The organism is Streptomyces sannanensis, from assembly GCF_039536205.1.
In the GTDB taxonomy this organism is placed as follows: Bacteria; Actinomycetota; Actinomycetes; order Streptomycetales; family Streptomycetaceae; genus Streptomyces; species Streptomyces sannanensis.
Window position 1 is genome coordinate 2,353,319 of sequence record NZ_BAAAYL010000001.1, and the last position, 24,148, is coordinate 2,377,466.

21 protein-coding genes are annotated in these 24,148 nt (G+C 69.5%); 10 read left to right on the top strand and 11 right to left on the bottom strand.

All coding sequences use genetic code 11. The features are described 5' to 3' along the window. Positions 1 to 23 precede the first annotated feature (23 nt). From ABD858_RS11110 to rplU, 4 genes are all read right to left on the bottom strand, one after another. Positions 24 to 1,523 (bottom strand): SDR family NAD(P)-dependent oxidoreductase, encoded by a 1,500-nt coding sequence (locus tag ABD858_RS11110; protein ID WP_345036160.1) that lies wholly within the window; start codon positions 1,521 to 1,523, stop codon positions 24 to 26. A 676-nt stretch (positions 1,524 to 2,199) separates the two neighbouring features. Beyond that, on the bottom strand, positions 2,200 to 3,636 hold the full coding sequence (gene obgE / locus ABD858_RS11115) for a GTPase ObgE (RefSeq protein ID WP_345036161.1): 1,437 nt from the start codon (positions 3,634 to 3,636) through the stop codon (positions 2,200 to 2,202). Between the two features lie 129 nt (positions 3,637 to 3,765). After that, the gene (gene rpmA, locus ABD858_RS11120) at positions 3,766 to 4,020 is read right to left on the bottom strand and encodes a 50S ribosomal protein L27 (RefSeq protein WP_175411175.1); all 255 of its coding nucleotides are present in this window, start codon (positions 4,018 to 4,020) and stop codon (positions 3,766 to 3,768) included. 13 nt (positions 4,021 to 4,033) lie between these two features. Further along, the gene (gene rplU, locus ABD858_RS11125; protein ID WP_345036162.1) at positions 4,034 to 4,354 is read right to left on the bottom strand and encodes a 50S ribosomal protein L21; all 321 of its coding nucleotides are present in this window, start codon (positions 4,352 to 4,354) and stop codon (positions 4,034 to 4,036) included. A gap of 363 nt (positions 4,355 to 4,717) precedes the next feature. Between rplU and ABD858_RS11130 the strand changes: the two genes are divergently transcribed. The 4 genes from ABD858_RS11130 to ABD858_RS11145 all read left to right on the top strand — a co-directional run bounded on the left by ABD858_RS11130 (position 4,718) and on the right by ABD858_RS11145 (position 8,416). Next, a complete protein-coding gene (locus ABD858_RS11130; protein ID WP_345036163.1) occupies positions 4,718 to 6,238 on the top strand; it encodes a hypothetical protein in 1,521 nt (506 codons plus the stop codon). Between the two features lie 97 nt (positions 6,239 to 6,335). Further along, positions 6,336 to 6,458 carry a hypothetical protein gene (locus tag ABD858_RS11135; RefSeq protein WP_345036164.1) on the top strand — a complete coding sequence of 41 codons (123 nt, stop codon included), beginning with the start codon at positions 6,336 to 6,338 and terminating at the stop codon, positions 6,456 to 6,458. A gap of 243 nt (positions 6,459 to 6,701) precedes the next feature. Continuing rightward, complete coding sequence (locus ABD858_RS11140) at positions 6,702 to 7,307, top strand: acyltransferase (RefSeq protein ID WP_345036165.1); 606 nt, start codon at positions 6,702 to 6,704, stop codon at positions 7,305 to 7,307. Beyond that, complete coding sequence (locus ABD858_RS11145; RefSeq protein ID WP_345036166.1) at positions 7,304 to 8,416, top strand: acyltransferase family protein; 1,113 nt, start codon at positions 7,304 to 7,306, stop codon at positions 8,414 to 8,416. Before ABD858_RS11140 ends, ABD858_RS11145 begins: the two co-directional genes overlap by 4 nt. A 218-nt stretch (positions 8,417 to 8,634) precedes the next feature. On the opposite strand, the gene ABD858_RS11150 is transcribed toward ABD858_RS11145, so the two are convergent. The 3 genes from ABD858_RS11150 to ABD858_RS11160 are packed head-to-tail and all read right to left on the bottom strand — an operon-like array spanning position 8,635 to position 11,829. Beyond that, positions 8,635 to 10,002 (bottom strand): glycosyltransferase, encoded by a 1,368-nt coding sequence (locus ABD858_RS11150; protein WP_345036167.1) that lies wholly within the window; start codon positions 10,000 to 10,002, stop codon positions 8,635 to 8,637. Positions 10,003 to 10,023: 21 nt separating this feature from the next. Further along, positions 10,024 to 10,605: a hypothetical protein gene (locus tag ABD858_RS11155; RefSeq protein ID WP_345036168.1), complete on the bottom strand. Its 582-nt coding sequence runs from the start codon at positions 10,603 to 10,605 to the stop codon at positions 10,024 to 10,026. 9 nt (positions 10,606 to 10,614) lie between these two features. After that, positions 10,615 to 11,829 (bottom strand): glycosyltransferase, encoded by a 1,215-nt coding sequence (locus ABD858_RS11160; RefSeq protein ID WP_345036169.1) that lies wholly within the window; start codon positions 11,827 to 11,829, stop codon positions 10,615 to 10,617. 450 nt (positions 11,830 to 12,279) lie between these two features. On the opposite strand from ABD858_RS11160, the gene ABD858_RS11165 reads away from it, so the two are divergent. The 5 genes from ABD858_RS11165 to ltrA all read left to right on the top strand — a co-directional run bounded on the left by ABD858_RS11165 (position 12,280) and on the right by ltrA (position 18,581). Beyond that, complete coding sequence (locus tag ABD858_RS11165; RefSeq protein WP_345036170.1) at positions 12,280 to 12,465, top strand: hypothetical protein; 186 nt, start codon at positions 12,280 to 12,282, stop codon at positions 12,463 to 12,465. Between the two features lie 278 nt (positions 12,466 to 12,743). Then, positions 12,744 to 13,373: a glycosyltransferase gene (locus ABD858_RS11170; RefSeq protein WP_345044432.1), complete on the top strand. Its 630-nt coding sequence runs from the start codon at positions 12,744 to 12,746 to the stop codon at positions 13,371 to 13,373. A 33-nt stretch (positions 13,374 to 13,406) separates the two neighbouring features. Next, the gene (locus ABD858_RS11175; RefSeq protein ID WP_345036171.1) at positions 13,407 to 14,009 is read left to right on the top strand and encodes an acyltransferase; all 603 of its coding nucleotides are present in this window, start codon (positions 13,407 to 13,409) and stop codon (positions 14,007 to 14,009) included. A gap of 325 nt (positions 14,010 to 14,334) precedes the next feature. Beyond that, the gene (locus tag ABD858_RS11180; RefSeq protein WP_345036172.1) at positions 14,335 to 16,587 is read left to right on the top strand and encodes a glycosyltransferase family 4 protein; all 2,253 of its coding nucleotides are present in this window, start codon (positions 14,335 to 14,337) and stop codon (positions 16,585 to 16,587) included. 701 nt (positions 16,588 to 17,288) lie between these two features. Next, positions 17,289 to 18,581, top strand: coding sequence for a group II intron reverse transcriptase/maturase (ltrA, locus tag ABD858_RS11185; protein WP_345035340.1), 1,293 nt, complete (start codon positions 17,289 to 17,291; stop codon positions 18,579 to 18,581). Positions 18,582 to 18,683: 102 nt separating this feature from the next. Here the strand turns inward: ltrA and ABD858_RS11190 are convergent, their stop codons facing one another. The 3 genes from ABD858_RS11190 to ABD858_RS11200 are packed head-to-tail and all read right to left on the bottom strand — an operon-like array spanning position 18,684 to position 21,899. Further along, positions 18,684 to 20,051, bottom strand: coding sequence for a glycosyltransferase (locus ABD858_RS11190; protein WP_345036173.1), 1,368 nt, complete (start codon positions 20,049 to 20,051; stop codon positions 18,684 to 18,686). 21 nt (positions 20,052 to 20,072) lie between these two features. Then, complete coding sequence (locus ABD858_RS11195; RefSeq protein WP_345036174.1) at positions 20,073 to 20,642, bottom strand: hypothetical protein; 570 nt, start codon at positions 20,640 to 20,642, stop codon at positions 20,073 to 20,075. Between the two features lie 9 nt (positions 20,643 to 20,651). Further along, positions 20,652 to 21,899 carry a glycosyltransferase family 4 protein gene (locus ABD858_RS11200; protein WP_345036175.1) on the bottom strand — a complete coding sequence of 416 codons (1,248 nt, stop codon included), beginning with the start codon at positions 21,897 to 21,899 and terminating at the stop codon, positions 20,652 to 20,654. Between the two features lie 162 nt (positions 21,900 to 22,061). On the opposite strand from ABD858_RS11200, the gene wecB reads away from it, so the two are divergent. Further along, entirely contained in the window at positions 22,062 to 23,150 is a 1,089-nt protein-coding gene (gene wecB, locus ABD858_RS11205) for a non-hydrolyzing UDP-N-acetylglucosamine 2-epimerase (RefSeq protein ID WP_345036176.1), read from the top strand. Positions 23,151 to 23,208: 58 nt separating this feature from the next. Here wecB and galU read toward each other — a convergent pair whose 3' ends face one another. Further along, complete coding sequence (gene galU / locus ABD858_RS11210) at positions 23,209 to 24,102, bottom strand: UTP--glucose-1-phosphate uridylyltransferase GalU (RefSeq protein ID WP_345036177.1); 894 nt, start codon at positions 24,100 to 24,102, stop codon at positions 23,209 to 23,211. Positions 24,103 to 24,148 lie beyond the last annotated feature (46 nt).

The window sequence follows — 24,148 nt, forward strand, 5'->3', positions numbered from 1 at the left end:
CCGGGTGAAACTTTTCGAAATTATTAAACATCTTCCTGGCGATCCAGGACCGCGGCGAGCGCCTGCTCGAAGCCCGAGGCCTCGGCGGCCCCACGCGTCGGGTCCTGCTGCCGTACGTCGATGACATGCCCGGTCAGCTCGGAGAGCAGCACGTCCAGCGAGGCCTTGGCGACCGCCTCGGAAGAGAGCAGCGTGCCGGCCGGCTCCACACCGAAAGCCTTGGTGCGCATCGGGGTGGCGGTTCGTTCCGGATTCATGCAATTCACCCGGATTCCATCCGCCGCCCATTCGTCCGCGAGGGCCTGGGTGAGATTCACCATGGCCGCCTTCGTGGACGAGTAGAGGCTGTACTCGGCGCGCCCGCGGGTGTAGCTGCTGGAGGTGTAGAGGAGTAGCTGCCCCTTGGACTCCGCAAGGTATTTGTACGACGCACGCGCAATCTGCACCGGGGCCAGGTAATTGACATTCAGGGCTTCCTGAATGGCGGAGTTGTCGGTCTCGGCCAGCTTGCCGATCCGCAGCACACCCGCGGTGTTGATCACGTAGTCGACCCGGCCGGTCTCCGTGTACGCACGGGACAGCGCTTCGTCGACGTGATCCGGGTTCTCGACGTGGGTGCCGGTGGTGGAACGGCCCAGGGCGTAGACGTTGGCGCCGTACCGCTCGGCCAGCGCCGCTATGTCCGCGCCGATGCCGTACGAACCGCCGAAGACGACCAGCGTGCGGCCGGTGAGCAGCTCCCGGTAGGCCTCGTCGGAGGCGTGCTGCGGGGCGGCGGTGGACGCCAGCTGGAAGAGCTTGTCGGCGATGAAGACGTCGACCGGCTGGGTCACCTTCATGTTGTACTCGTCACCCGCCACGACATGGATCGGCACGTCCGGCAGGTATCTCAGCACGACCGAGCAGTCGTCGGTGGCCTGGAAGTTGGGGTCGCCCGCCGCGATCTCGTACGCACAGCGGATCGTGGACAGCTTGAACGCCTGCGGCGTCTGGCCTCGGCGCAGCCGGGACCGGTCCGGGACGTCGGTGATGAACTCGCCGTCCTCGCCGTGCGTACGGGTCACGATGATCGTGTCCGCGGACGGGATGGCGACGTCGACGGCCTGGTAGCGGGCGAGGGCGTCCACACAGTCCTGGATCACACGCTGTGACAGAAGCGGACGCACCGCGTCATGGAAGAGGACGTTGAGGTCCTCCCCCTCCGCCAGCCCCTCGCCGAGCGCGGCGATCGCCCGCTCGGTGGTCTCGTTACGGGTCGAGCCGCCCTCGATTATCCTGCTGACCTTGCTCAGGCCGGCCCTGGCGACGATCTTCTCCACGTCGGGCACGAAGCCCGGGGCCATGAGGACGATGACGTCGTCGATCGCATCGGCCTGCTCGAAGATCGTCAGAGTGTGCTCGATGACAGCCTTACCCGCGATCTTCAGCAGCTGCTTGGGGATAGAGAGCCCCACGCGCTGACCGGTACCACCGGCGAGCACGACAGCTGTGGTTCGGAGCTTGACTATCTGCTGCTCGGACACGGACGACCTACCTCGCGAGATGGGGGAGCTGACCGATCGTTGCACTCTTCGTTAACGACATGCAAAGCACCCCCCTCTTCGCGGCACCCGGTCGACACCCGACGTTCACGCGCCTGCCTGGGAGTTCACGTATCGTCAGGCAGGACGTGCATGATGGAAGCCACACGCCGGTGGCCGACAGCGGGTGTCTCCCCGCCCCCGCTGTACTGATATATGCCGCTCCGCCGCGTGGGGACTCCGCCTCGGCCCCCGCTCCTCAATCGCCGGAGGGGCTTGAAAGTGCCGTCCTTCGCGATACGGACGTCCGTGTCCGTCCTCAATCACCGGACAGGCGGGAACCCGACGCCCACCGTTGGCATGGGTCCTGTGTGTCCGCTCCCCTTGTGGGCAGTCGTTCCGCGGGACTCTGCTGCGCAATTCCCGGGTGGTTCCGACGCTCGGACCGCGACCTGCGACAACGAGGTCGTCGGTGCTGCCCTCGTAGCCGGTCCCTGCTGCTCAGCCGAATTGGGCAGCAGAGTACCGCGGGGCAACAAAGCAAACGGAAGGTCCCCGGACGGGCCGCACTGGCCCGTCCGGGGATTGAGCGAACCGCCCGAAGAACGGTCCGGCGGCTGGGGCTTGCCCCCACGCTGCGGAGCCGCACACCGACACGGCCGGGAACAGGGGGGAAGAACTAGAACGGGTCGAACTCGTCGAACTCGCGCTCCACCTCGTCGCGTTCCGCCTGGCGGTCCCTGCGGCGCTGCGCCGCCGGGCGCGGGGCCTCGAAGCGGTGGTCCTCACCTCGGCGACCCAGCATTTCCGCGCCGGCCTGGAGCGACGGCTCCCAGTCGAAGACGACCGCGTCCTCCTCGGGGCCGATGGCCACGCCGTCGCCCGCGCGGGCGCCCGCCTTCACCAACTGCTCCTCGACGCCAAGGCGGTTGAGGCGGTCGGCGAGGTAGCCGACGGCCTCGTCGTTGTTGAAGTCGGTCTGGCGCACCCAGCGTTCCGGCTTCTCGCCGCGCACGCGGAAGAGGCCGTCCTCTTCCTGAGTGACCGTGAAGCCCGCGTCGTCGACGGCCTTCGGGCGGATGACGATCCGGGTCGCCTCCTCCTTCGGCTTCGCGGCGCGCGCCTTCGCGACGATGTCGGCCAGTGCGTAGGACAGCTCCTTCAGGCCCGTACGGGCCACCGCTGAGACCTCGAAGACGCGGTAACCGCGCTCCTCCAGATCGCCGCGGATCATCTCCGCGAGGTCCTGGCCGTCCGGGATGTCGACCTTGTTGAGGACGACGATCCGCGGCCGGTCGTCCAGGCCGCCGTACTGCGCCAGCTCCTCCTCGATGACGTCGAGGTCGGAGACCGGGTCGCGGTGGGACTCCAGTGTCGCGGTGTCCAGCACATGCACCAGCACCGAGCAGCGCTCGACGTGGCGCAGGAACTCCAGGCCCAGGCCCTTGCCCTGGCTGGCTCCCGGGATCAGACCGGGCACATCGGCGATGGTGTAGACGGTCGAGCCGGCGGTCACCACACCCAGGTTGGGGACCAGGGTGGTGAAGGGGTAGTCGGCGATCTTCGGCTTGGCGGCCGAGAGGACCGAGATGAGGGAGGACTTGCCGGCGCTCGGGTAGCCGACCAGCGCCACATCGGCGACGGTCTTGAGCTCGAGGACGATGTCCCCGGACCTGCCAGGCTCGCCCAGCAGCGCGAAGCCGGGCGCCTTGCGGCGGGCGGAGGCCAGTGCGGCGTTGCCGAGACCGCCACGGCCACCGTCGGCGGCGACGTACTGCGTCCCCTCGCCGACCAGGTCGGCAAGCACATTGCCGCGCTTGTCGAGGACGACTGTGCCGTCCGGCACCGGCAGGATCAGGTCCTGGCCGTCCTTGCCGGAACGGTTGCCGCCCTCGCCGGGCTTGCCGTTGGTGGCCTTGCGGTGCGGCGAGTGGTGGTACTCGAGCAGCGTGGTGACGGACTGGTCGACGACCAGGATCACGTCGCCGCCGCGGCCGCCGTTGCCACCGTCGGGGCCGCCGAGCGGCTTGAACTTCTCGCGGTGCACGGAGGCGCAGCCGTGGCCTCCGTTACCCGCGGCGACATGCAGCTCGACGCGGTCCACGAAGGTGGTCATGGGTGTGCCTCCAGATACAAATGCGTGCGTACGAAAGTTCTGCTTATTCAAGAACGCGCCAAGGGCGGACCCACTTCCCGAACGGGAAGTGAGGTCCGCCCCAGCGAAGAACGTTCCGCGGTGCCTGGATCAGGCGACCGGAACGATGTTCACGACCTTGCGGCCACGGTGCGTACCGAACTGCACCGCACCGGCGTTCAGCGCGAACAGGGTGTCGTCGCCACCGCGGCCGACGCCCGTGCCCGGGTGGAAGTGGGTGCCGCGCTGGCGGACCAGAATCTCACCGGCGTTGACGACCTGACCGCCGAAGCGCTTCACGCCGAGCCGCTGAGCGTTGGAATCGCGACCGTTCCGAGTGGACGATGCGCCCTTCTTGTGTGCCATCTCTCCTCAGTCCTTACTTCGCAGCCGTGGGGATGCCGGTGACCTTGAGGGCCGTGTACTGCTGACGGTGGCCCTGACGACGGCGGTAGCCGGTCTTGTTCTTGTAGCGAAGGATGTCGATCTTCGCGCCCTTGTGGTGGTCCACGACCTCGGCCGTGACCTTGATACCGGCCAGCACCCACGGGTCGCTGGTCACGGCGTCGCCGTCGACCAGCAGCAGGGTCGAGAGCTCGACCGTGTCGCCAACCTTGGCAGTGGAAATCTTGTCAACCTCAACGATGTCGCCGACAGCAACCTTGTGCTGGCGACCACCGCTGCGCACGATGGCGTACACGCGGATCTCACTCTCGCTCGGAACGAAACCCCTGATGCCAGCCGCCCGCACGGGCCGGGGCCCGTGCATTGTCCGGATGGATGAGCGGCCTCTCCCGCATCACTGCAGAAGGAAGGTGCTCAGGAGCAGGCGCGCATGGAAACACGCCGAGGGTCAAGGCTACGGGGCCCTCACCTGCCGGTCAAACCGGGTCGGGCTGCCGGTTCACCACCCCTCAGGCCCACGCCGCGAGCAGATCCCCCGGACCCCGGTGCGCCGACAGACCCTCCGCGGCCTCAGCTGCCGGCGGACGACGACTGACCGCGACCAGGGCGCCGTTGCGCAGGCAGAACGTCACGGGGCTTCCGCAACGACCTCGTCCTGATGCTGATCAGGGCCGAGCGCTACGACGAGGCGCTGGACATCTTCCAGGCGATCGGCACGCACGCCACCGCGTTCCCCTGGACGTACCACGGCGACGCACACACCGAGTTCCTGGAGTTCCGCGAGGGCGTGTGCACAGAGATCGCGAGGCGCGTCCCGTTCTTCTCCACACCGCCCCGGCCGACCGGCCCGGTGCCCTGCCTGGACCCGGCCGACGCCGCACTCCGTCGCGATCGCCACGGCCCGGCCGGTCAGCCCGTAATCGTCCTGTTCCGTTTCCTGTTCTTCTTTTCCGCAGTTACGCCTTTCGGTGGCACCAGTGGACCGGGAGAGTGCAAGGAAATGGTGGGACCGCAGACCAGGCAGGCGGAACGCGAGAAGACCGCGGGTCCCGCCCCGCTCCCCGGCCCGGTGGGCAGCTCCCTGCTGCGCGCATGGCCGGCGCTCGCCGGGTACGCACTGGCCCGTATGTTCGGAACGGTCATGCTGCTGATCTGGACCGGCTCCGACCCGATCAGGATGCTGGCCAGCAGATACGACACCGGCGCCTATCTCCACATCGCGGAGCGCGGCTACGCGGGAAGCTGCCCCGTACAGGGCGAGCTGTGCCGGTACGCCTTCTTCCCCCTCTACCCGGGGCTGATCCGCGGGGCCACCGCGGTGCTGCCGCTTCCGGCGAGCTGGGCCGCCTGGGGCATCTCGGTACTGGCCTCGCTGGTCGCGGCCTGGGGCATCTACGCCGTCGTCGAGATGGTCGCGAACCGTGCGACGGCCATCGTCCTGGTCGTCCTGTGGGGCGTTCTGCCACATGCCGTGGTCGAGTCCATGGCGTACACGGAGCCCCTGTTCACCGCGCTCGCCGCCTGGGCGCTGTACGCGGTTCTGACCCGACGCTGGCTCACCGCGGGCGGTCTGGCCGTGCTGGCGGGGCTCACCAGGCCGTCGGGGGCCGCGGTGGCGGCCACTGTCGTGGTGTGCGCACTGACGGCGCTGCTCCGGCCGGGGCCCGGCGGGCAACGGCCGGTGGTGCGGCTGCTGGTCTGTGTCCTCGTCGCCCCCCTCGGCTGGCTCGCCTGGGTGGGCTGGGTCGGCCACCGGGCAGGCCGCTGGGACGGGTACTTCCGGGTACAGGAACGCTGGGGCACCTCCTTCGACGGCGGCGCCTTCACACTGCAACATCTGTCCGGGGTGTTCCAGCAGCCCATGGTCACGCTGGACGCCGTCATGGTCGCCGCGGCCATCGCCGCCGCGGTGGTGCTGCTCGTGGTCTGCTGCATCCAGCGGCAGCCGGCCCCGCTGCTCGTCTACGCGACCGCGCTGGTGATCATCACCATCGGGGTTGCGGGCTATTTCCACTCCAAGGCGCGGTTTCTGATCCCCGCCTTCGTTCTGCTGCTGCCGGTCGCCCGGGCGCTGTCACGGGCCCGCCCCACCATCGTCTGGACGGTGCTGGCGAGCGCCACCGTGATCTCCGCCGCGTGCGGCTACTACCTGCTGGGCGTCGCCCGTCACTCGCCCTGAGGCCGACCGTCCAGCAGCAGCCGGTCGAAGTCACGGGCATCTGGCTGCGGCTGCAGACGGCACCGCCCGCGTTGCTCACGAACACATGCGGATCCCCGTGGAACGCCGCAAGGCGAAGCAGGGCGTGCGCGTGTATCCGGACGCGGCGGGCTCGACGTACGACATCCCGCTGAAGACCCGGGGGCCTGCCGCTGCCGCCGGCATGCCGCCGGCGCCGTGACCACCCGCACCGGGTCTCGGCCAACGCCAACCACCGAGGACAGCTGATCATCACCACCGCGCCCCTGTGGGAGCCGGTGCCGGGCATCAGCGAGCGGCTGCTCCGCCGGGTGTACCAGCGCCCGTGGCTGCGCCAACGGCCGGTTCGGTTGAAGGCGAAGACAGCCCGGTACTCCTGACTTGCCGTGCCGCGTATGCTCACCCGGCGTAGCCCGCGAAGCTCCCCCCTTGGAAGGCCATCACCGTGAACTACAGGGTCCAGCCCACCGCCCAGGTCGACGAGACCGCCGAGATCGGTGCCGGGAGCAGCGTCTGGGAGCTGGCGCAGATCCGCGAGAACGCCCGCCTCGGCGAGGGCTGTGTGATCGGCCGCGGTGCGTACGTCGGCACCGGTGTGCAGATCGGCAACAACGTCAAGCTGCAGAACTACGCCCTGGTCTACGAGCCGGCCCAGCTGGCCGACGGTGTCTTCGTCGGCCCCGCCGTGGTCCTCACCAACGACCACAACCCCCGCTCCGTCGACCCCGAGGGCAAGCAGAAGCGCGGCGGCGACTGGGAAGCCGTCGGCGTGAAGGTCGACGAGGGCGCCTCCCTCGGCGCCCGCTCGGTCTGCGTCGCCCCCGTCCGCATCGGCCGCTGGGCCATGGTCGCCGCCGGCGCCGTCGTCACCAAGGACGTCCCCGACTTCGCCCTGGTCGTCGGCGTCCCCGCACGGCAGATCGGCTGGGTCGGACGCGCCGGCGTCCGACTGGTGGAGCGCGAGGGCGAGCCGGGCGTGTGGGACTGCCCCCAGACCGGCGCACTCCACGACGAGAAGGACGGCGTCCTCACCGAGCGCGCCGGCTCGTGACCCGCGACAGGCTTCCCTCTCTGACCGGACTGCGGTTCTGGGCGGCGTTCGCGGTCGTCATGTACCACCTGTCGCGGCAGGCCGGCACGGTTCCCTGGCTGAGCGAGACCGTCTGGTACGGACGGAGCGGAGTGACGTTCTTCTTCGTCCTCTCCGGCTTCGTCCTCGCCTGGACCTACGACGGCGCGGCCGTGCCGGCGAAGGTCTTCCTGTGGCGCCGCTTCGCGCGGATCTGGCCGCTGCTCGTGGTGTCGACCGTGCTGTCGGTCGGCGTGTGGGTGGCGGTCGGCAAGGACGTGTCCGTCCGGGCGGTCGCGGTGTCGCTGGCGCTCGTGCACGCCTGGTCGCCCGATCCCGTCATCTTCACAGGCGGCAATCCAGCGGGCTGGTCGCTGAGCGACGAAGCGTGGTTCTACCTCATCTTTCCCCTGCTGCTGGCGGTGCTCGCCGGCCGCAGCAGGCGGGTGTGGGCGATGACGGCGGTCGCGGTCTCGCTCGGCGCGGCCGCGGTCTGGCTGGCCAGCCCGCTCATGGGATCGGCCACGGTGCGCATCTGGGCTCTGGACTACTTCCCGCCGACCCGGACCCTGCAGTTCGTCCTCGGCGTGGTCGCCGGACTCGCGGTCAAGCGGGGCTGGCGGCCACCGGTGTCGCTGCCTGTCGCCGTCGCCCTCGTCGTGGGCTGGCACCTGGCGCTGATCCCGTGGTCCGCGGCCGTGCCCGACTCGCTCTGGTACAGCCCGTACAGTGCCTCGCAACTGCTGTCCGCCCCCATCTTCGCCGCGCTCGTGTGCGCCGCCGCGCACGCCGACATCCGGGGCCGGAACACCGGGCTCGGCTCTACGTGGATGATCCGGCTCGGGCACTGGTCCTTCGCCTGGTACCTGGTGCACGAGATCGTCATCAGGGTGGCGCTGCACCTCGGCGGAGGACGGCCGGACCCGGGGGCCGAGACCTACTCCTTCTGGGTGCTCGTGCTCGTGGTGAGCCTCGCGCTGTCCGCTGCGCTCTACCACCTCGTCGAGCACCCCGTCGAACGCCTGCTGCGCCGCCTCGGCCCCGGGCGTACGACGGCGACGCGGACAGAACGGGCAGTGGCCCTTCGCTAGCGAGGCGCCGGCCGTCCACTCCCACGTCGGCATCTACGGCGGCGTGCTGGCGTTGCGGCTGGCGCGGCCGCGCGGATCATGGTCACCGCGCACGCGCCTCTACGACCAGGCGCCGGAGCGCGCCGTTCGCCGCCGCGCACGCCGCGGGCGACGCTTGCCGCCCCGACGGCACGGCAGGGGCCCTGGCCGGAATTCCGGCCAGGGCCCCTGCCGTCGTGTCATCGTCCGGCGATCGCGCGGAGCCGGTCCTCGAAGGGGACGAGGACGGCTTCCCGGGTGTACGCGGCGGCGTGCCGTCGCGCCGCGTCCCGTTGGTCCGGCGTCAGATCACGGGCGGCCTTGCCGGCCGCGACCATCGAGGCGGCCAGTGCGTCGATGTCGAGGCTGTCGGCGGTGAACCACAGCGGGTATCCCTCGAGCACCTCCCTGGCCGCGATGTCCGGCGCGTGCACCGAGACAATCGGACGGCCCGAGGCCATGTACTCGAAGATCTTCCCCGAAGTCACATAGCGGCCGCCGCCGGCCAGGAAGAGGAGGACGTCCGCGTCCTCGTAGACCCTGCCGACCTCGGTCTTGGCGACGGGACCGCAGTAGCGCAGACCGGTGTCCTCCGCGCCCGCCCTGCGGGCCTCCTCGTCCAGGCCGAGCCGGATCAGCAGGCTCTGCGGGCTGTTCCTGAAGAAGCCGAGGTGACCGTGTATCCGCAGCTCGGCTTCGGCGAGTTCGGGGTGGCGGCGGGCGGTCTTGAACGCCTGCGCCATCTCCTCCACAGGCTGCTTGGCGGTCAGCGTGCCGAGGTAGACGAAGCGCAGCGGCCGCCGGTCGTCCTGGACCGGCTCCGGGGTGCCGGCGGGCTCGAAGACGTCGGAGATGACGTCCGCGTCCCAGCCGTTGGGGACGACCATCATCCGGTCGGCAACCTCGGGGTACCGCTCGGCGTGCCAGTTGCGCAGGGCGTCGTTCACGAAGACCGCGGCGGACGCCTTCTCCAGGCAGCGCTTCTCCCAGGCCCACGCGATGTGGCCCTTGGGATAGGCGGGCTGGTCGTGGAACAGGTCCAGCGTCCAGGAGTCGCGGTAGTCCATGACGTACGGGACACCGGTGAGCCGGTGGAACAGCCAGGCCGCGCCGAACGCGGCGTGCGGGTTGCCGGTCGCCACGACGACGTCGAAGCGCTTGCGGGCGTGCAGCTTCAGGGCGCGGGCGACGGAGGACCGGGCCCAGGACGCGTAGCGCTCCGGGAAGACCTTGTTCTGCCCGAAGTGGTACAGGCGGCGCGCCATCAGCGGGAAAGTCCGGCGCAGCCGGCTGAAGTCACGCAGGTCCTGCTGCCAGGAATACTGATTCAGCGACGGACGCTCGACACGGATGCCCGGATCCACCGTCTCCGAGAGGCTCTCGTCCACCGAGCCGATCGTCTCGTACAGGAAGTCGAGCGGCGCCGCGCAGACGGTGACGTCCCAGCCGCTCTTCGCAAGGTGGTTCGCCGTGGCCCGGGCCCGGTAGACACCACTGGCCCGGGACGGCGGGAAGTAGAACGCGAGATAGAGCACACGAGGACGGCGCCGGTCGCGTCGCTTCGTCATCGGCTTCCTTCGAGGTGGGGATCAACGAACCGCGGAGGTCTGCTTCTGCGCCGGCGTCTGACCGGGTCGGTGACACTCCACACTGTCCACGCTGTAGGTGACGCACGGGGTTGCGAGCCGGTCGGACTCCCATGCCTCCATCAGCCGCACCGCGTGCTGCACGGACCACGGGTCGGTCACGACCAGCAGTTCCGGACCGCCGCCCCCGCCGAAGTGCCGGCGCGCTATACGGTCCGCGACCGTCGGCCACACCCTGCGGTGCACCGGGAGGAACACCCGGCGGTGCACACGGCCGGCCACCCGGCGCTCGTACGCCTTCAGGGCCCGCCGGCTCATCCGGCGTACCGGCCCGACGCCGAGCACCGACGCGACGAGGCGGGGGATCCGGAACAGCACGAAACGCTCGATCCTGCGGGGCAGGTGCCGCGCTTCGAGCTCGTCCGGTGTCACGACCTCCACTCCGGGTGCGAAGGCCACGGACGCCCAGGACTTCTTGCGGTCGACGAGGACCACCGCCCGGCCGCCCGCCGCGACCACATCAGCGGACTCCTCGACGACCGCACGCTTGCGCGAGCCACCGAGGGCCAGGAACAAGACCTGCATCTCACTCCATCACTTGAGGGAGCCGACAGGCTCCGGGTACCACAGACGGTAATGAGCCCCGGCGACCGCTTCGTAGCCGTAACGGCTCGCCAGGGCCTTCTGCGCCCGCTCCAGGTCCAGGCCACGCTCGAACCGCGCGCGCAGCCGCCAGTAGCCGTCACTGATCGACTCGGAGTTCTCCTCGACGTCGATCAGCTCGGCCGCGGCGTCCTCGACTCCGGCCAGCGTCTTCTGAGGGCCGCCGCAGCGCGTCACCAGGACCGGCATTCCCGCGGCAACGGCCTCGACGATGGTCATGCCGAACGTCTCGTAACGGCTCGGGTGGACGAGCAGGTCGTGCTCCCGCATCAGTTCGAGGGCGCGGTGCGGAGGCACCGCGCCGGGGAAGGCGACCGCGTCGGAGATCCCCAGTTCGGCCGTCCGCTCCTCCAGCCGGCTACGCAGCCCACCTTCACCCACAAGAGTGAGGGTGAGTGAGGGGTCCCTGTCACGGCATCGGGCGAATGCCTCGACCAGCCAGTTGACGCCCTTGAGCGGAACGAGTGCGCCCACGAACAGCCACCGGCGTAGATCGGTGACCGGAACAGAACGGACCGCGGCGAAGGAGATCGGATTCGCGATAAGCCCGATCCTGTCCGCGTGGTGCGGGAACGCGGTCCTCAGCACCTCGCGGATCGGCTCGCCCACGGCGAGAAATCCATCGATCCGGTGAAGCACTTCGTCGTAGAGCGCGCGCGCGTCCGGCTCGGCGAGCACCCGATCGAGGTACGAGGCGTGCTCGGTGACGTAGACCTTCGCACCGGGCGCCGCGTTCTGCAGTGCGGCCCATCCGCCGGGGAGAGCGACATGCGCGTGGATCACGGGCGCGTCGATGGGCTTGCCGCCGAGGGCGGCGCGCAGCTGGCGCTCGTGGTTGCGGGCGAGCGCTCCGAAGTCCTGGCCCCGGGGGGTGGTGACGGCAAGGTGCACCAGCTCGGCACCGCCGACGGTGGGCGCCCGGCGCACCGTACGGGGCAGCAGCCGGACGCTGGCGGCTTCCACGGCCCTCACCGTGCGCGGATCCATCCGGGAGACCCAGCTGTCGCAGTGGTAGACGACCATGCTGTCGCAGCCTGGGGCCGTCGCGTCGACTATGGCCTGGACGAATGCTCCACGGAAAGGCAATTCACGCGTGGGGTACCACGGCGTGACGACAGCCACATCCCTGGGCGCTGCCTCTCTCATGGGCACTTCCTTCCTGGCGCATACTCGGCGTACCGCTTTCCCCTCCCTTCTATCGCGTTCCGCGCCCCCATTCCCAATTGAGACAAGCGGGTCTCTTGAAGATTGTCAGCGCCGGTCAGAAAGTGTCCTCAACTGTTCTCTGTGCGTCGCCTGTTTTCCTCGGAGTACGACTGTCCCACCAGCCCTGCCAATTTCATACGATCCCATTCACCGTTGATCGTTATTGATCGTTTCCTGGAGGGGTTCACCATGTCCGGTTCAACGAAAACGGGCCTCGATCCCAGACAGCTGATCCGCGCCGCCGCAGGCACCGTCATCTGAGCCTCGCTCATCGGGGAACGGCGACCGCCGCAACCGCCGCCGAAGCCGTGACCCGTGGGACCGTGCCGGTCATCCCGGCCGCGTCCGCAGCGGTACCGAAGTCCATGGTGCTCAGGCAAGCCGCACTGCATGCCGGTCCCGGAGCTGCCCGACCCGCTCGACGTCGGTACTGCCCGCACCCCGCGCCGGAACGCGGATGCCGCGCTCTCGGCGCTCCGGACCTGGCGGCCGCCACCGGCACGGGTGCCGACCGAGCCGCCGTTCACCTTCCGCGCCGACGGCTGCACGCCCGTCCTGGACCTGCCGGACGACTAGTGCTGTGGCCGGAAAGGTTTGCCGGGAAGCTCGCGGCGTCCGGTGCGGTGCATCGCAAGGCGGAGCATCGCAGCTCGTACTCGGCCGTACTCGCGCGATGCGACAACGGTGGGGGTACCTCCCGTGCCCGAAGGGCTACGGGGGAGAGGTGCCGTGCCGGACGTCGCGAGCCGGTGAACCTTTCCGGCCACAGCACTAGCAGCCCTGGCACGACCACACCGCAACGCGGACCGATGCCGTACTAAGCGCGGGAGAGGGACATACGCCGGTTCGGGGTGATGCGCCGCAACGTCCCGACCCTCATGGATGAGCTCTACCGGCTCTTCCAGAAAAAGGCCTTCCCGGAGCAGCATCCGACCTGGATTCCCGGCGTTCCACCCAAGGCCGTCACCTCACAATTCAAAAAGAAGTTCGACCTGATCATCGCGACAGGACATCCTTTTGTCTCCTTCGCCGCCGCGCAGATGCTCGGAAAGCTGCTGAAAATATCGTACGTGGCGGATTACCGCGATGCGTGGACCCTCAATCAGTTCACCGAAAACCTGATCTTCGACGAGGGCGGCAAGTCCTTCGAATGGGAGGCGAAGGTCCTGCGCGACACCTCCGAGACAGTGTTCGTCAACGACGGCATGCGACAGTGGCACATCGACCGATACCCCGACGACGCCGACCGGATGACGGTCGTACCCAACGGCTGGGAACCCGAGCCGACGGGCGAGCAGGATTTCGTGCCACCCGCGCCGAACCGGCCGCCGCGATTCGGATACCTGGGCACGATCACCTCCCACATGCCGCTCGAGGAGCTCTTCGACGGCTGTCGGATCGCCCGCAGCAACCCGGTTCCGGTCATCCGGGCGCGGAACGAAAAGGGCTCCGTCCGGCGTGCCGCGTATGCTCACCCGGCGTAGCCCGCGAAGCTCCCCCCTTGGAAGGCCATCACCGTGAACTACAGGGTCCAGCCCACCGCCCAGGTCGACGAGACCGCCGAGATCGGTGCCGGGAGCAGCGTCTGGGAGCTGGCGCAGATCCGCGAGAACGCCCGCCTCGGCGAGGGCTGTGTGATCGGCCGCGGTGCGTACGTCGGCACCGGTGTGCAGATCGGCAACAACGTCAAGCTGCAGAACTACGCCCTGGTCTACGAGCCGGCCCAGCTGGCCGACGGTGTCTTCGTCGGCCCCGCCGTGGTCCTCACCAACGACCACAACCCCCGCTCCGTCGACCCCGAGGGCAAGCAGAAGCGCGGCGGCGACTGGGAAGCCGTCGGCGTGAAGGTCGACGAGGGCGCCTCCCTCGGCGCCCGCTCGGTCTGCGTCGCCCCCGTCCGCATCGGCCGCTGGGCCATGGTCGCCGCCGGCGCCGTCGTCACCAAGGACGTCCCCGACTTCGCCCTGGTCGTCGGCGTCCCCGCACGGCAGATCGGCTGGGTCGGACGCGCCGGTGTCCGACTGGTGGAGCGCGAGGGCGAGCCGGGCGTGTGGGACTGCCCCCAGACCGGCGCACTCCACGACGAGAAGGACGGCGTCCTCACCGAGCGCGCCGCCTGAGGAGGCCTCGGGTCCGCGGCTGTCCCGGACTCATCCGACCAAGCCCGTACACTGCCTCGCAGTTGGTGCCGGCGCTGTTGTTCGCCACACTGGTGTGTGCGGCCGCGTAGGCAGATGTGCAGGGCCGCGGACCGGGCTCGGCTCCCGATGAATGATCCGGCTCGGGCAGTGGCACGGAGCACCCCACGAAGCGCCTGTTCCGGCGCCTCGGCCCCGGCAGTGCGGGCGCAAGACGGCGGGCGCCGCAGGCCATCGGCCTTCGATAGGCTGGGCGCGCGCTGTGCCGTGCGCACAAACGGGCAGGCGAGTCTCCGAAGGGAATCAGATGAAAAGCCACGTGCTCTATCTCGCGCTCGGCCCCAACCGGGTGGCCGCCGCAACCGAGCATGTGAAAGAACTGGCCGCGTCCGGATCCCGGGTCGTCCTGGCCGCTCCCGACATGGAGGAGTGGGCGGACGCGATCGGCGAGCTGTCCGCTGTCGACGGTGTCGAGGTGGTCAAGCTCGCCGTCGACGGCAGCCGGGCCCCCTGGCAGGCCGCGCGCAAGCTGATCGGGCAGCGCTCGGGCCCGCTCGCCGACGCGGAGCTGCTGATCGCCGGTGATGCGCAGGCACTGCCCGTGGCGTGGACCGCGCTGCGCAAGCGGCCGGGGCTCGCCTTCCGCCTGGAGCCGTACGAGACCGGGGGCCGCGCCGCCGAACCCGCGGACCTCGCCGTCGTCGCGCCCTGGTACCCGTCGCCGAACAACCCGTACGCGGGCGCGTTCGTGCAGTCGGCCGTCGCAGCTGTCGGCGACCGGTTCGACAAGGTGGCGCTGTACCACACCGAGGACTGGGGCGGCCCGGCCGGCCCCAAGCTGGGCGACGCCATCAAGGTCACCGCGAACCGATTCCGCGAGCGCCGGGACCTCGTCCCCGTCCTTGACACCCCCGAGGGAACTCTGACGCGGGTGCCCGTCCCACTCGTGCGGCGCAAGGGCTACGCCGACGCCGTCGCCACGCAGGAAGCGGCACTGCGCAAGGCGCTGCCCACCGGCAGGATCGAGGCTCCGGTCATCCACGCGCACGTCGGCATCTACGGCGGTGTGCTGGCCATGCGGCTGGCCCGCCCGGACGCGCGCATCGTCGTCACCGAGCACGCCACCTTCCTGACCCGGATCTTCCGCCAGCCGGCCGCCCGCCGCCTCTACGCCGAGGTGCTCGAGCGGGCGGACGCGTTCCTGTGCGTCAGCGACTCGCTGCGCAAGCGGATCGCGCAGGAGTTCCCGAAGTACGCGAAGAAGCTCCAGGTCGTTCCCAATGTGATCGACTTCGACCGCTTCACGGTCGGCGGCGAACGCTCCCCCGAGCTGCTGCGCTGGCTGTACGTCGGCAGGCTGACCCCGCACAAGGGCGTCAGCGAGCTGCTGGAGGCGTTCGGCAAGGTCGCCCAGGAGGAACCGAGGGCCACGCTGACCATGGTCGGCAGCGGCGAGCTGGAGGAGGACCTGCTGGCCCGGGCCGAGGAGCTCGGTCTCGGCGACCGCTTCCGGGTGCTGCCTCCCGTGCACCCCGGGGACGTCAACGAGCTGATGCACCAGTACGACCTTCTGGTGCACGCCAGCCGGATCGAGACGTTCGGCATGACCGTCGTGGAGGCCGTCGCCACCGGGCTGCCGGTGCTGGTCGCCCGCAGCCAGGGCCCCCAGGGGACCCTCGCCGGCATCGAGACTGCGGCCGGCGCCCTGATGGACGTCAGCGAGGACCCGCAGGTCATCGTGGACGCGTACCACGAGCTGCGCGAGCGCGCCGCCGAGCTCGACCTGCCCCGCGCCCGTGAGGTCCTGCAGAGCCGTTACGGCGTCGAGGCCGTGGCCAAGCAGCTCATGGACGTGTACGAGGGTGTGGTGCCGGCCGAGGAGCAGCCGGTGGCGCAGGACAAGCCCGCCGCCGCCGAGTCCGCCGGACCGGAAGCGGCCGCCCCGGCCGAGAATGCGGAGAAGGCCGAGAAGGCCGAGGACACGCCCGCCGAGCCGGTCGGCCGGGCCGTGGTCCTCGCGCTGACGCCGCCGAAGCCGAAGCGCATCGCCGACTTCGCCAACGCCCTCGTCGAGCGTGGCGTCGAGGTCACCGTCGTCACCGCCAAGACGGACGTCTGGGCCGCCTCCCAGCTGGACGCACGGGTGCCCGTCGTCAGCATCGAGGCCGCCGAGAAGAAGCTGACCGTCCCGCGCGCCGAGCGGTTCGTCGTCTACCGCGCGCCGCGGGCCGTGCTGCGCCGCGCCCGCAAGGTGGCGGCCGGGCGGCGTGACGCGATCGGCCCCGAGCTGGCCGTCGCCGCGGCGCAGCGGGCGCACACCAAGGTCGCGAACGCCTGGCACAAGAAGGTGTTCAACCGCGGCTACCGCGAGGTCAGGCCGCAGCTGCTGTCCCGTATCGCGCGCCGCGAGGCGCTGCCGAAGCTGGACCTCCAGCAGATCGACCACGTGTTCGTGGCAGACGTCAACAGCACGGTCACCGGGTGGAAGTGGGCCAAGAAGCACCCGCACCTGACGGTCACCACCAACCTGGACCGCGAGACGTACTCCACGAAGGAGTAGCCGGCCGACGGTTCGGACCGGTTCTGCCCGAGGGCGGCACCCCGTGCGGGGTGCCGCCCTCGGGCGTCTGCGTAGCGGCGCGGCGTCCGGACGAACGCCGGCGACGGTGAAGGCCCTGACCGGGATTCCGGTCAGGGCCTTCGCCGTGTGCGCCCAGCATGGGCGATTGCTTGGGGGTGAAAGTCCCCTGGGGGAAGAGGTGGTGCTAACCCCGAGCCGGAGGCAAGGGCGTCATCGTGAGGTGGGGTCTGGAGGAAGCCCGAGGCGAGACCTGGGTACCGAGGAACACGAACCGTGTATGAGGCGTGCTGGTCGGGTGAGCCTGCATGGCAAGGCGAAGCCCGTCACTGCCAAGAGGGCCAGTGCGTAAACGCGGCGGAGATCCAGGGACAGTGATCGTTCTTACCTGGGGAGATCTGTTCGGGTGTCGGTTGTGCTGAGGTGTCGCCGCGCCGACGGAGTGGGCCGGGAGGCCGACTCTGACCGGGCAGAAGTCAGCAGAGGCCGTAGTACCAGCCGGGATGGCCGCCGCTTGGCGGTGGGCTGGGAAGGGCCGAACATCGAGTGGAACGGGTGATGTGGTGGTTGCTCGTGCTGGTCACATGGACCGCGGCAAGTCCGCTTCGGCGGTGCCGACCGGGGAGGGACCGGTGCATTCCGGAAGTGTCCCGGCGGAGCGTAGTGGCCGGTCGGCGCACTCCATGGAGGACGTTCACCGGGAGCGGGAGTCCTCGCTGTGGGAGCGGATGCTCTCCAGGGAGAACCTGCTCGCGGCGCTCAACCGCGTCGAAGTGAACCGGGGTGCACCCGGAGTGGATGGCATGACTACGGCTGAGTTGCGGCCGTGGATCGCAGTGCACTGGCCTGAAGTGAGGGCCGAACTCGACGCGGGCATCTACCGGCCGGCGCCGGTCCGTCAGGTGATCATCCCGAAGCCTGGTGGCGGCGAGCGGATGCTGGGGGTGCCGCGGGTGCTGGACCGCTTGATCCAGCAGGCCATCGCGCAAGTACTCGTGCCCATCTTCGACCCGCAGTTCTCGGGGTCGTCCTTCGGATTCCGTCCCGGCCGGTCCGCCCATCAGGCGGTCCGGGTCGCGCGGCGGGCGATCGAGGACGGCTACCGGTGGGTCGTGGACCTTGATCTGGACCGGTTCTTCGACCGGGTCCAGCATGACGTCCTGATGGCGCGGGTCGCGCGCAAGGTCGCTGACCGCAGGGTCTTGAGACTGGTCCGCAGGTATTTGGAAGCCGGGATCATGGTGGACGGCATCAAGATGCCGAGCGAAGAGGGGACCCCGCAGGGGTCCCCGCTGTCGCCGGTGCTGTCGAACATCATGCTCGACGACCTGGACCGGGAACTGTTCAGGCGCGGTCACCGGTTCGTGCGCTACGCCGACGACGTGCGCGTCTTCGTGCGGAGCGAACGAGCCGCCAGAAGGGTGCTCGCCTCGGTCACGGCCGTGGTCGAGCAGCGGCTGAAACTGATGGTCAACCGGGAGAAGTCGAAGGTGGGCCACGCCCGCTCGGCGGTGCTGCTGGGGTTCGGCTTCTACTTCACCCGGGCCGGGGTCAGGATCCGGGTCGATCCGAAGGCGGTCAAGCGCCTGAAGGACCGGCTGCGGGAGTTGACCTCGCGCCGGTGGAGCATCGCGATGGATGAACGCATCGCGAAGATCAACCGCTTCACCACCGGATGGATGGGCTACTTCCAGCTAGCGGACACCCCGAAGGTGTTCAGGGAGCTGGACGAGTGGTTCCGCCGCAGGATGCGGCAGATCCGCTGGAAGGAATGGAAGCTCCCCAAGGCCCGGTTCAGGAACCTCCGCGAGCTCGGCATCGCCGAGTGGAAGGCCCGCGAATGGGCGGGCAGCGGCAAGGGTTACTGGCGGATCGCGGGATCGGCTGTCCTTCAGCGGGCGATGCCCAACTCTCACTGGGACGACCTCGGCCTGCGCATGCTCAAGCCGACCTGGCAACGGTTGAGATCAGCTTGATGAACCGCCGGATGCGTGGCCCGCATGTCCGGTGGTGTGAGAGGAGGGACGGGCGACCCGTCCCTCCTACTCGATTGTCCTACTGGTGTCTCGCGATCGGGCTCAGCGGCCGGTGATCTCGCGCAGCCGCTGCTCGAACGGGATCAGGACGGCCTCACGCGTGTACGCGTCGGCGTGGCGCCGGGCCGCCTCGCGCTGTTCCGGCGTCAGATCACGCGCGGCCTTGCCCGCGGCGACCATGGAGGCCGCGAGGTCGTCGATGTCGAGGCTGTCGGCGGTGAACCACAGCGGGTACCCCTCCAGCACCTCCTTGGCGGCTATGTCCGGCGCGTGCACGGACACGATGGGCCGCCCGAAGGCCATGTACTCGAAGATCTTGCCAGAGGTCACATAGCGGCCGCCGCCGGCAAGGAAGACGAGGACGTCGGAGTTCTCGTAGACCGTGCCGACCTCGGTCTTGGAGACCGGACCGCAGTACCGCAGACCGGTGTCCTCCGCGCCCGCCCTGCGGGCCTCCTCGTCCAGCCCGAGCCGGATCAGCAGGCTCTGCGGGCTGTTCTTGAAGAAGCCGAGGTGACCGTGTATCCGCAGTTCGGCGTCGGCGAGTTCAGGATGACGGCGGGCGGCCTTGAACGCCTCCGCCATCTCCTCCACAGGCTGCTTCGCGGTGAGCGTGCCAAGGTAGGAGAAGGTCAGCGGACGCTGCTCGTCCTCGACCGGCTCCGGGGTCGTGGCGGGCTCGGGCGTATCGGGAATGACGTCCGCGTCCCAGCCGTTGGGGACGACCATCATCCGGTCGGCAACCTCGGGGTACCGCTCGGCGTGCCAGTTGCGCAGGGCGTCGTTCACGAAGACCGCGGCGGACGCCTTCTCCAGGCAGCGCTTCTCCCAGGCCCACGCGATGTGGCCCTTGGGATAGGCGGGCTGGTCGTGGAACAGGTCCAGCGTCCAGGAGTCGCGGTAGTCCATGACGTACGGGACACCGGTGAGCCGGTGGAACAGCCAGGCCGCGCCGAACGCGGCGTGCGGGTTGCCGGTCGCCACGACGACGTCGAAGCGCTTCCTGGTGTGCAGCTTCAGGGCGCGGGCGACGGAGGCCCAGGCCCAGGACGCGTAGCGCTCCGGGAAGACCTTGTTCTGCCCGAAGTGGTACAGGCGGCGCGCCATCAGCGGGAAAGTCCGGCGCAGCCGGCTGAAGTCACGCAGGTCCTGCTGCCAGGAATACTGATTCAGCGACGGACGCTCGACACGGATGCCCGGATCCACCGTCTCCGAGAGGCTCTCGTCCACCGAGCCGATCGTCTCGTACAGGAAGTCGAGCGGCGCCGCGCAGACGGTGACGTCCCAGCCGCTCTTCGCAAGGTGGTTCGCCGTGGCCCGGGCCCGGTAGACACCACTGGCCCGGGACGGCGGGAAGTAGAACGCGAGATAGAGCACACGAGGACGGCGCCGGTCGCGTCGGTTCGTCATCAGTTTCCCTCGGAGTGGAGATCAGCGAGCGGCTGAGGCCGGCACAGGTTCGGCGCGCTCGTCGTAGTCGATGCTGTAAGAGACGCGGGGAAGAGCCAGACCGTCGCGCTCCCAGGTGTCCAGAAGGTGCATGGCGAGCCGCACGGAGAGCGAGTCGGTCACCACCATCAGGTCCGGGCCGCCGCCCGGCGCCTGGGCGAAGTGGGACCGCATCATACGGGCGGAAAGGGCAGGCCACAGCCGGCGGTGCACCGGCATGAACAACTTGTTGTGGATACGGGAAGCCACCCGGCGCTTGTACGCCTTGTGCACTCGCCGCGTCAGCCGGCGTACGGGGCCGATGCCGAACATCGAGATGACGAACCGTGGAATCCGGTACAGCACCAGGTGCTCGATTCGGCGCGGCATATGTGCCGCGTCGAGCTCGTCGGAGGTCAAGACGTCCACCCCGGGGGCGAACTCCACGGACTTCCAGGACTTCTTGCGCTGGATCAGGACGACCGCGCGGCCGCCGGCGGCGACCACCTCGGCGGACTCCTCGATCACAGCCCGCTTGCGCGAAGCGCCGAGGGCCAGGAACAGGACCTGCATCTCACTCCATCACTTGAGGGCGCCGGCTGCGGCCGGGTCGGCCGGGTCGCCGGCGGACGTCTCCGGATACCACAGACGGTAATGAGCCTCGGCCACCGCTTCGTAGCCGTACCGGCCCGCGAGGGTCTTCTGCGCCCGCGCCAGATCGAGGCCGCCCTGCTCGAACCGGGTGCGCAGCCGCCGGTAGCCGTCGGAGATCGTCTCGGCGTTCTCCTCGACCTCGATCAGCTCACCCGCGTCGTCCTCGACGCCCGCCAGCGTCTCCTGGGGACCGCCGCACTTCGTCACCAGGACCGGCATCCCGGCCGCGACGGCCTCAACGACGGTCATGCCGAACGTCTCGTACCGGCTCGGGTGGACGAGCAGGTCGTGCTCCCGCATGAGCTCCAGCGCACGCGCCGGCGGCACCGCGCCGAGGAAGCTGACCGCGTCATCGATACCCAGCTCGACAGTGCGCTCCTCCAACTCGGCGCGCAGCTCGCCTTCACCCACCAGGGTGAGGGTCAGCTCGGGGTGCTCGGCACGGCACCGGGCGAACGCCTCGACCAGCCAGTTGACGCCCTTGCGCGGGATGAGTCCACCGAGGAACAGCCAGCGCCGGAGCTCGGTGACGGGCTCGGCCCGGGTCTCGGCGAAGGAGATCGGGTTCGGGATGAGCTGGATCTTGTCGGCGTGGTGCGGGAACTCGGCCTTCAGCACATTGCGGATCGGCTCACCCACGGCGAGGAATCCGTCGACCCGGTGCAGCATCTCGTCGTAGAGGGCACGGGCCTCGGGCTCGGCAAGCACTCGATCGAGGTACGTGGCGTGCTCGGTCACGTAGACACGGGCTCCGGGGCGCGCGTTCTGCAGCGCGGCCCATGCGCCAGGCAGACCCACATGCGCGTGGATCACGGGAGCGTCGATGGGCTTGCCGCCGAGGGCGGCGCGCAGCTGCCGCTCGTGGTTGCGGGCAAGGGGACCGAAGTCCTGACCACGGGGGGTGGTGACGGCAAGGTGCACCAGCTCGGCGCCACCGACGGTGGGCACCGGGCGAACCGCCTGGGACAGCAGTCTGGCGTTGGCGGCCTCGACGGCCTCGACCGCCACCTCGTCCATCGCGGACACCCAGGTGTCGCAGTGGTAGACGACCATCCGGTCGCAGCCGGGGGCAGTAGCGTCGACCATCGCCTGGACGAAGGCTCCCCGGAAGGGCAGTTCACGCGTGGGGTACCACGGCGTGACAACGGCCGCATCCCTGGATGCTGCCTCTTCCATTAGATACTTCCTCCCCGGCACACAGTCGGCACGTCACTTTATCATCGGACGGAATTCCTCCCGCCGCCTCGGAAGCGGGCGGGACCGGCAGACACGGCCATGCGATTCCCCCCTTGTATCGCGTACCGTGCCCCCATTCCCAGTTACGAGGAGCAGGTCACCGTGAAGGTTGTCAGCGTCGTCGGGGCGCGTCCCCAATTGGTCAAACTCGCGCCGATCGCAGCGGCGTTCGCAGGAACCGAGCACCAACATGTGATTGTCCACACAGGCCAGCACTACGACGCCGATCTGTCCGATGTCTTCTTCTCCGGTCTGGGCATTCCCGACCCGGATGTTCATCTCGGTATCGGTTCGGGGACGCACGGTGTACAGACCGGTAACACCCTCGCCGCGATGGACCCGGTTCTGGAAGCCGAGAAGCCCGACTGGGTGCTCGTGTACGGAGACACGAATTCCACCCTCGCCGGTGCGCTCTCCGCGGTGAAGATGCACCTGCCGGTGGCCCACCTGGAGGCGGGTCTGCGTTCCTTCAACCGGCGTATGCCCGAAGAGCACAACCGCATCCTGACCGACCACGCGGCCGACCTGCTGCTCGCCCCGACCGAGGAGGCCATGCGCCACCTCGCCGGTGAGGGCCTGGCCTCGCGGTCCGTGCTCGCCGGTGACGTGATGGTCGACGTCTGCCTGCGCATCCGCGACGCGGTGCTGGCCGGGGAGCACCCGAAGCCGGTGCTGCCCGAGGGTATCGACGCCGACGCTCCCTACCTGCTGGCGACCCTGCACCGCCCGGACAACACCGACGACCCGGAGCGGCTCGGCGCGATCCTCGACGCGCTCGCCGACCTGCCGGTGCCGGTGGCACTGCTGGCGCACCCGCGCCTGGTGGCGAAGGCCGAGCAGCACGGGCTCAAGCTCGGCCGTGGCGCGCTGCACGTCGGCCGTCCGCTGCCGTACGCCGGTCTGGTGGCCGCTGTGCTGGGCTCGGCCGGTGTGGTGACGGACTCCGGCGGTCTGCAGAAGGAGGCGTTCCTGCTGGACCGCGTCTGCACCACGGTGCGCCCGGAGACCGAATGGGTCGAGACCCTGGAGGGCGGCTGGAACCGGCTCGTCCCGAACCCGCACGAGCTCGGCCGCTCCGAGTGGGCCGCCATCGCCACCCGCCCGGCTCCCGGCACCGACCGGGGCATTCCCTACGGTGACGGCAAGGCCGCACAGCGTGTCGTCGAGTTCCTGGAGCAGCACAAGCGCTGAGCGCGTACATGAGTGAGGCGTGGGCCCGTACCACCACGCGGTACGGGCCCACATCGCGTCAGGACTGCGGCATCTCGTCGGTGACGTAGCCGCGCAGCCAGGACCGGAACTCCGGGCCGAGGTCCTCGCGCTCCGCCGCCAGGCGGACGATGGCGCGCAGGTAGTCGCCGCGGTCGCCGGTGTCATAGCGACGGCCCTTGAAGACCACGCCGTGCACCGGGCCGCCGACGCTTTCGTCCGCGGCGAGCTCCTGGAGCGCGTCCGTGAGCTGGATCTCGCCGCCCCGGCCGGGCTCGGTCCGGCGGAGGATGGCGAAGACCGCCGGGTCCAGGACATAGCGGCCGATGACCGCCAGGTTGCTCGGCGCCTCGGACGGGTCCGGCTTCTCCACGAGGCCGGTGATCCGGACCACGTCGCCGTCGGCCGGCGTCTCCACGGCCGCGCAGCCGTAGAGGTGGATCTGGGACGGGTCGACCTCCATGAGGGCGATGACGCTGCCGCCCTCGCGCTCCTGGATCTCCACCATGCGGGAGAGCAGAGGGTCCCGCAGGTCTATCAGATCGTCGCCCAGAAGGACGGCGAAGGGCTCGTCGCCGACATGGGGTTCGGCGCACAGGACGGCGTGGCCGAGGCCCTTGGGGTCGCCCTGGCGGACGTAATGCATGGTCGCCAGATCGCTGGACTCCTGGACCTTGGCGAGGCGGTCCTTGTCGCCCTTACGGGTGAGGGCCTCTTCGAGCTCGTAGTTGCGGTCGAAGTGGTCCTCCAGCGGACGCTTGTTGCGGCCGGTGATCATCAGCACGTCAGAGAGCCCCGCACCCACCGCCTCCTCGACCACGTACTGGATGGCCGGCTTGTCGACGACCGGCAGCATCTCTTTCGGGGTGGCCTTCGTCGCCGGCAGGAACCTGGTGCCAAGACCGGCGGCGGGAATGACAGCCTTGCTGATCATGATGAGGGGTGAACTTTCTTTCGGGTTGTCATACGACAGGGGACAT

Excerpts from the sequence above, each read along its gene's own strand:
- obgE (WP_345036161.1), bottom strand. The coding sequence starts at position 3,636 with ATGACCACCTTCGTGGACCGCGTCGAGCTGCATGTCGCCGCGGGTAAC.
- rpmA (WP_175411175.1), bottom strand. The coding sequence starts at position 4,020 with ATGGCACACAAGAAGGGCGCATCGTCCACTCGGAACGGTCGCGATTCC.
- ABD858_RS11130 (WP_345036163.1), top strand. The coding sequence starts at position 4,718 with ATGCTGATCAGGGCCGAGCGCTACGACGAGGCGCTGGACATCTTCCAG.
- ABD858_RS11150 (WP_345036167.1), bottom strand. The coding sequence starts at position 10,002 with ATGACGAAGCGACGCGACCGGCGCCGTCCTCGTGTGCTCTATCTCGCG.
- ABD858_RS11155 (WP_345036168.1), bottom strand. The coding sequence starts at position 10,605 with ATGCAGGTCTTGTTCCTGGCCCTCGGTGGCTCGCGCAAGCGTGCGGTC.
- ABD858_RS11160 (WP_345036169.1), bottom strand. The coding sequence starts at position 11,829 with ATGAGAGAGGCAGCGCCCAGGGATGTGGCTGTCGTCACGCCGTGGTAC.
- ABD858_RS11165 (WP_345036170.1), top strand. The coding sequence starts at position 12,280 with ATGCCGGTCCCGGAGCTGCCCGACCCGCTCGACGTCGGTACTGCCCGC.
- ABD858_RS11170 (WP_345044432.1), top strand. The coding sequence starts at position 12,744 with ATGCGCCGCAACGTCCCGACCCTCATGGATGAGCTCTACCGGCTCTTC.
- ABD858_RS11180 (WP_345036172.1), top strand. The coding sequence starts at position 14,335 with ATGAAAAGCCACGTGCTCTATCTCGCGCTCGGCCCCAACCGGGTGGCC.
- ltrA (WP_345035340.1), top strand. The coding sequence starts at position 17,289 with ATGGAGGACGTTCACCGGGAGCGGGAGTCCTCGCTGTGGGAGCGGATG.
- ABD858_RS11190 (WP_345036173.1), bottom strand. The coding sequence starts at position 20,051 with ATGACGAACCGACGCGACCGGCGCCGTCCTCGTGTGCTCTATCTCGCG.
- ABD858_RS11195 (WP_345036174.1), bottom strand. The coding sequence starts at position 20,642 with ATGCAGGTCCTGTTCCTGGCCCTCGGCGCTTCGCGCAAGCGGGCTGTG.
- ABD858_RS11200 (WP_345036175.1), bottom strand. The coding sequence starts at position 21,899 with ATGGAAGAGGCAGCATCCAGGGATGCGGCCGTTGTCACGCCGTGGTAC.
- galU (WP_345036177.1), bottom strand. The coding sequence starts at position 24,102 with ATGATCAGCAAGGCTGTCATTCCCGCCGCCGGTCTTGGCACCAGGTTC.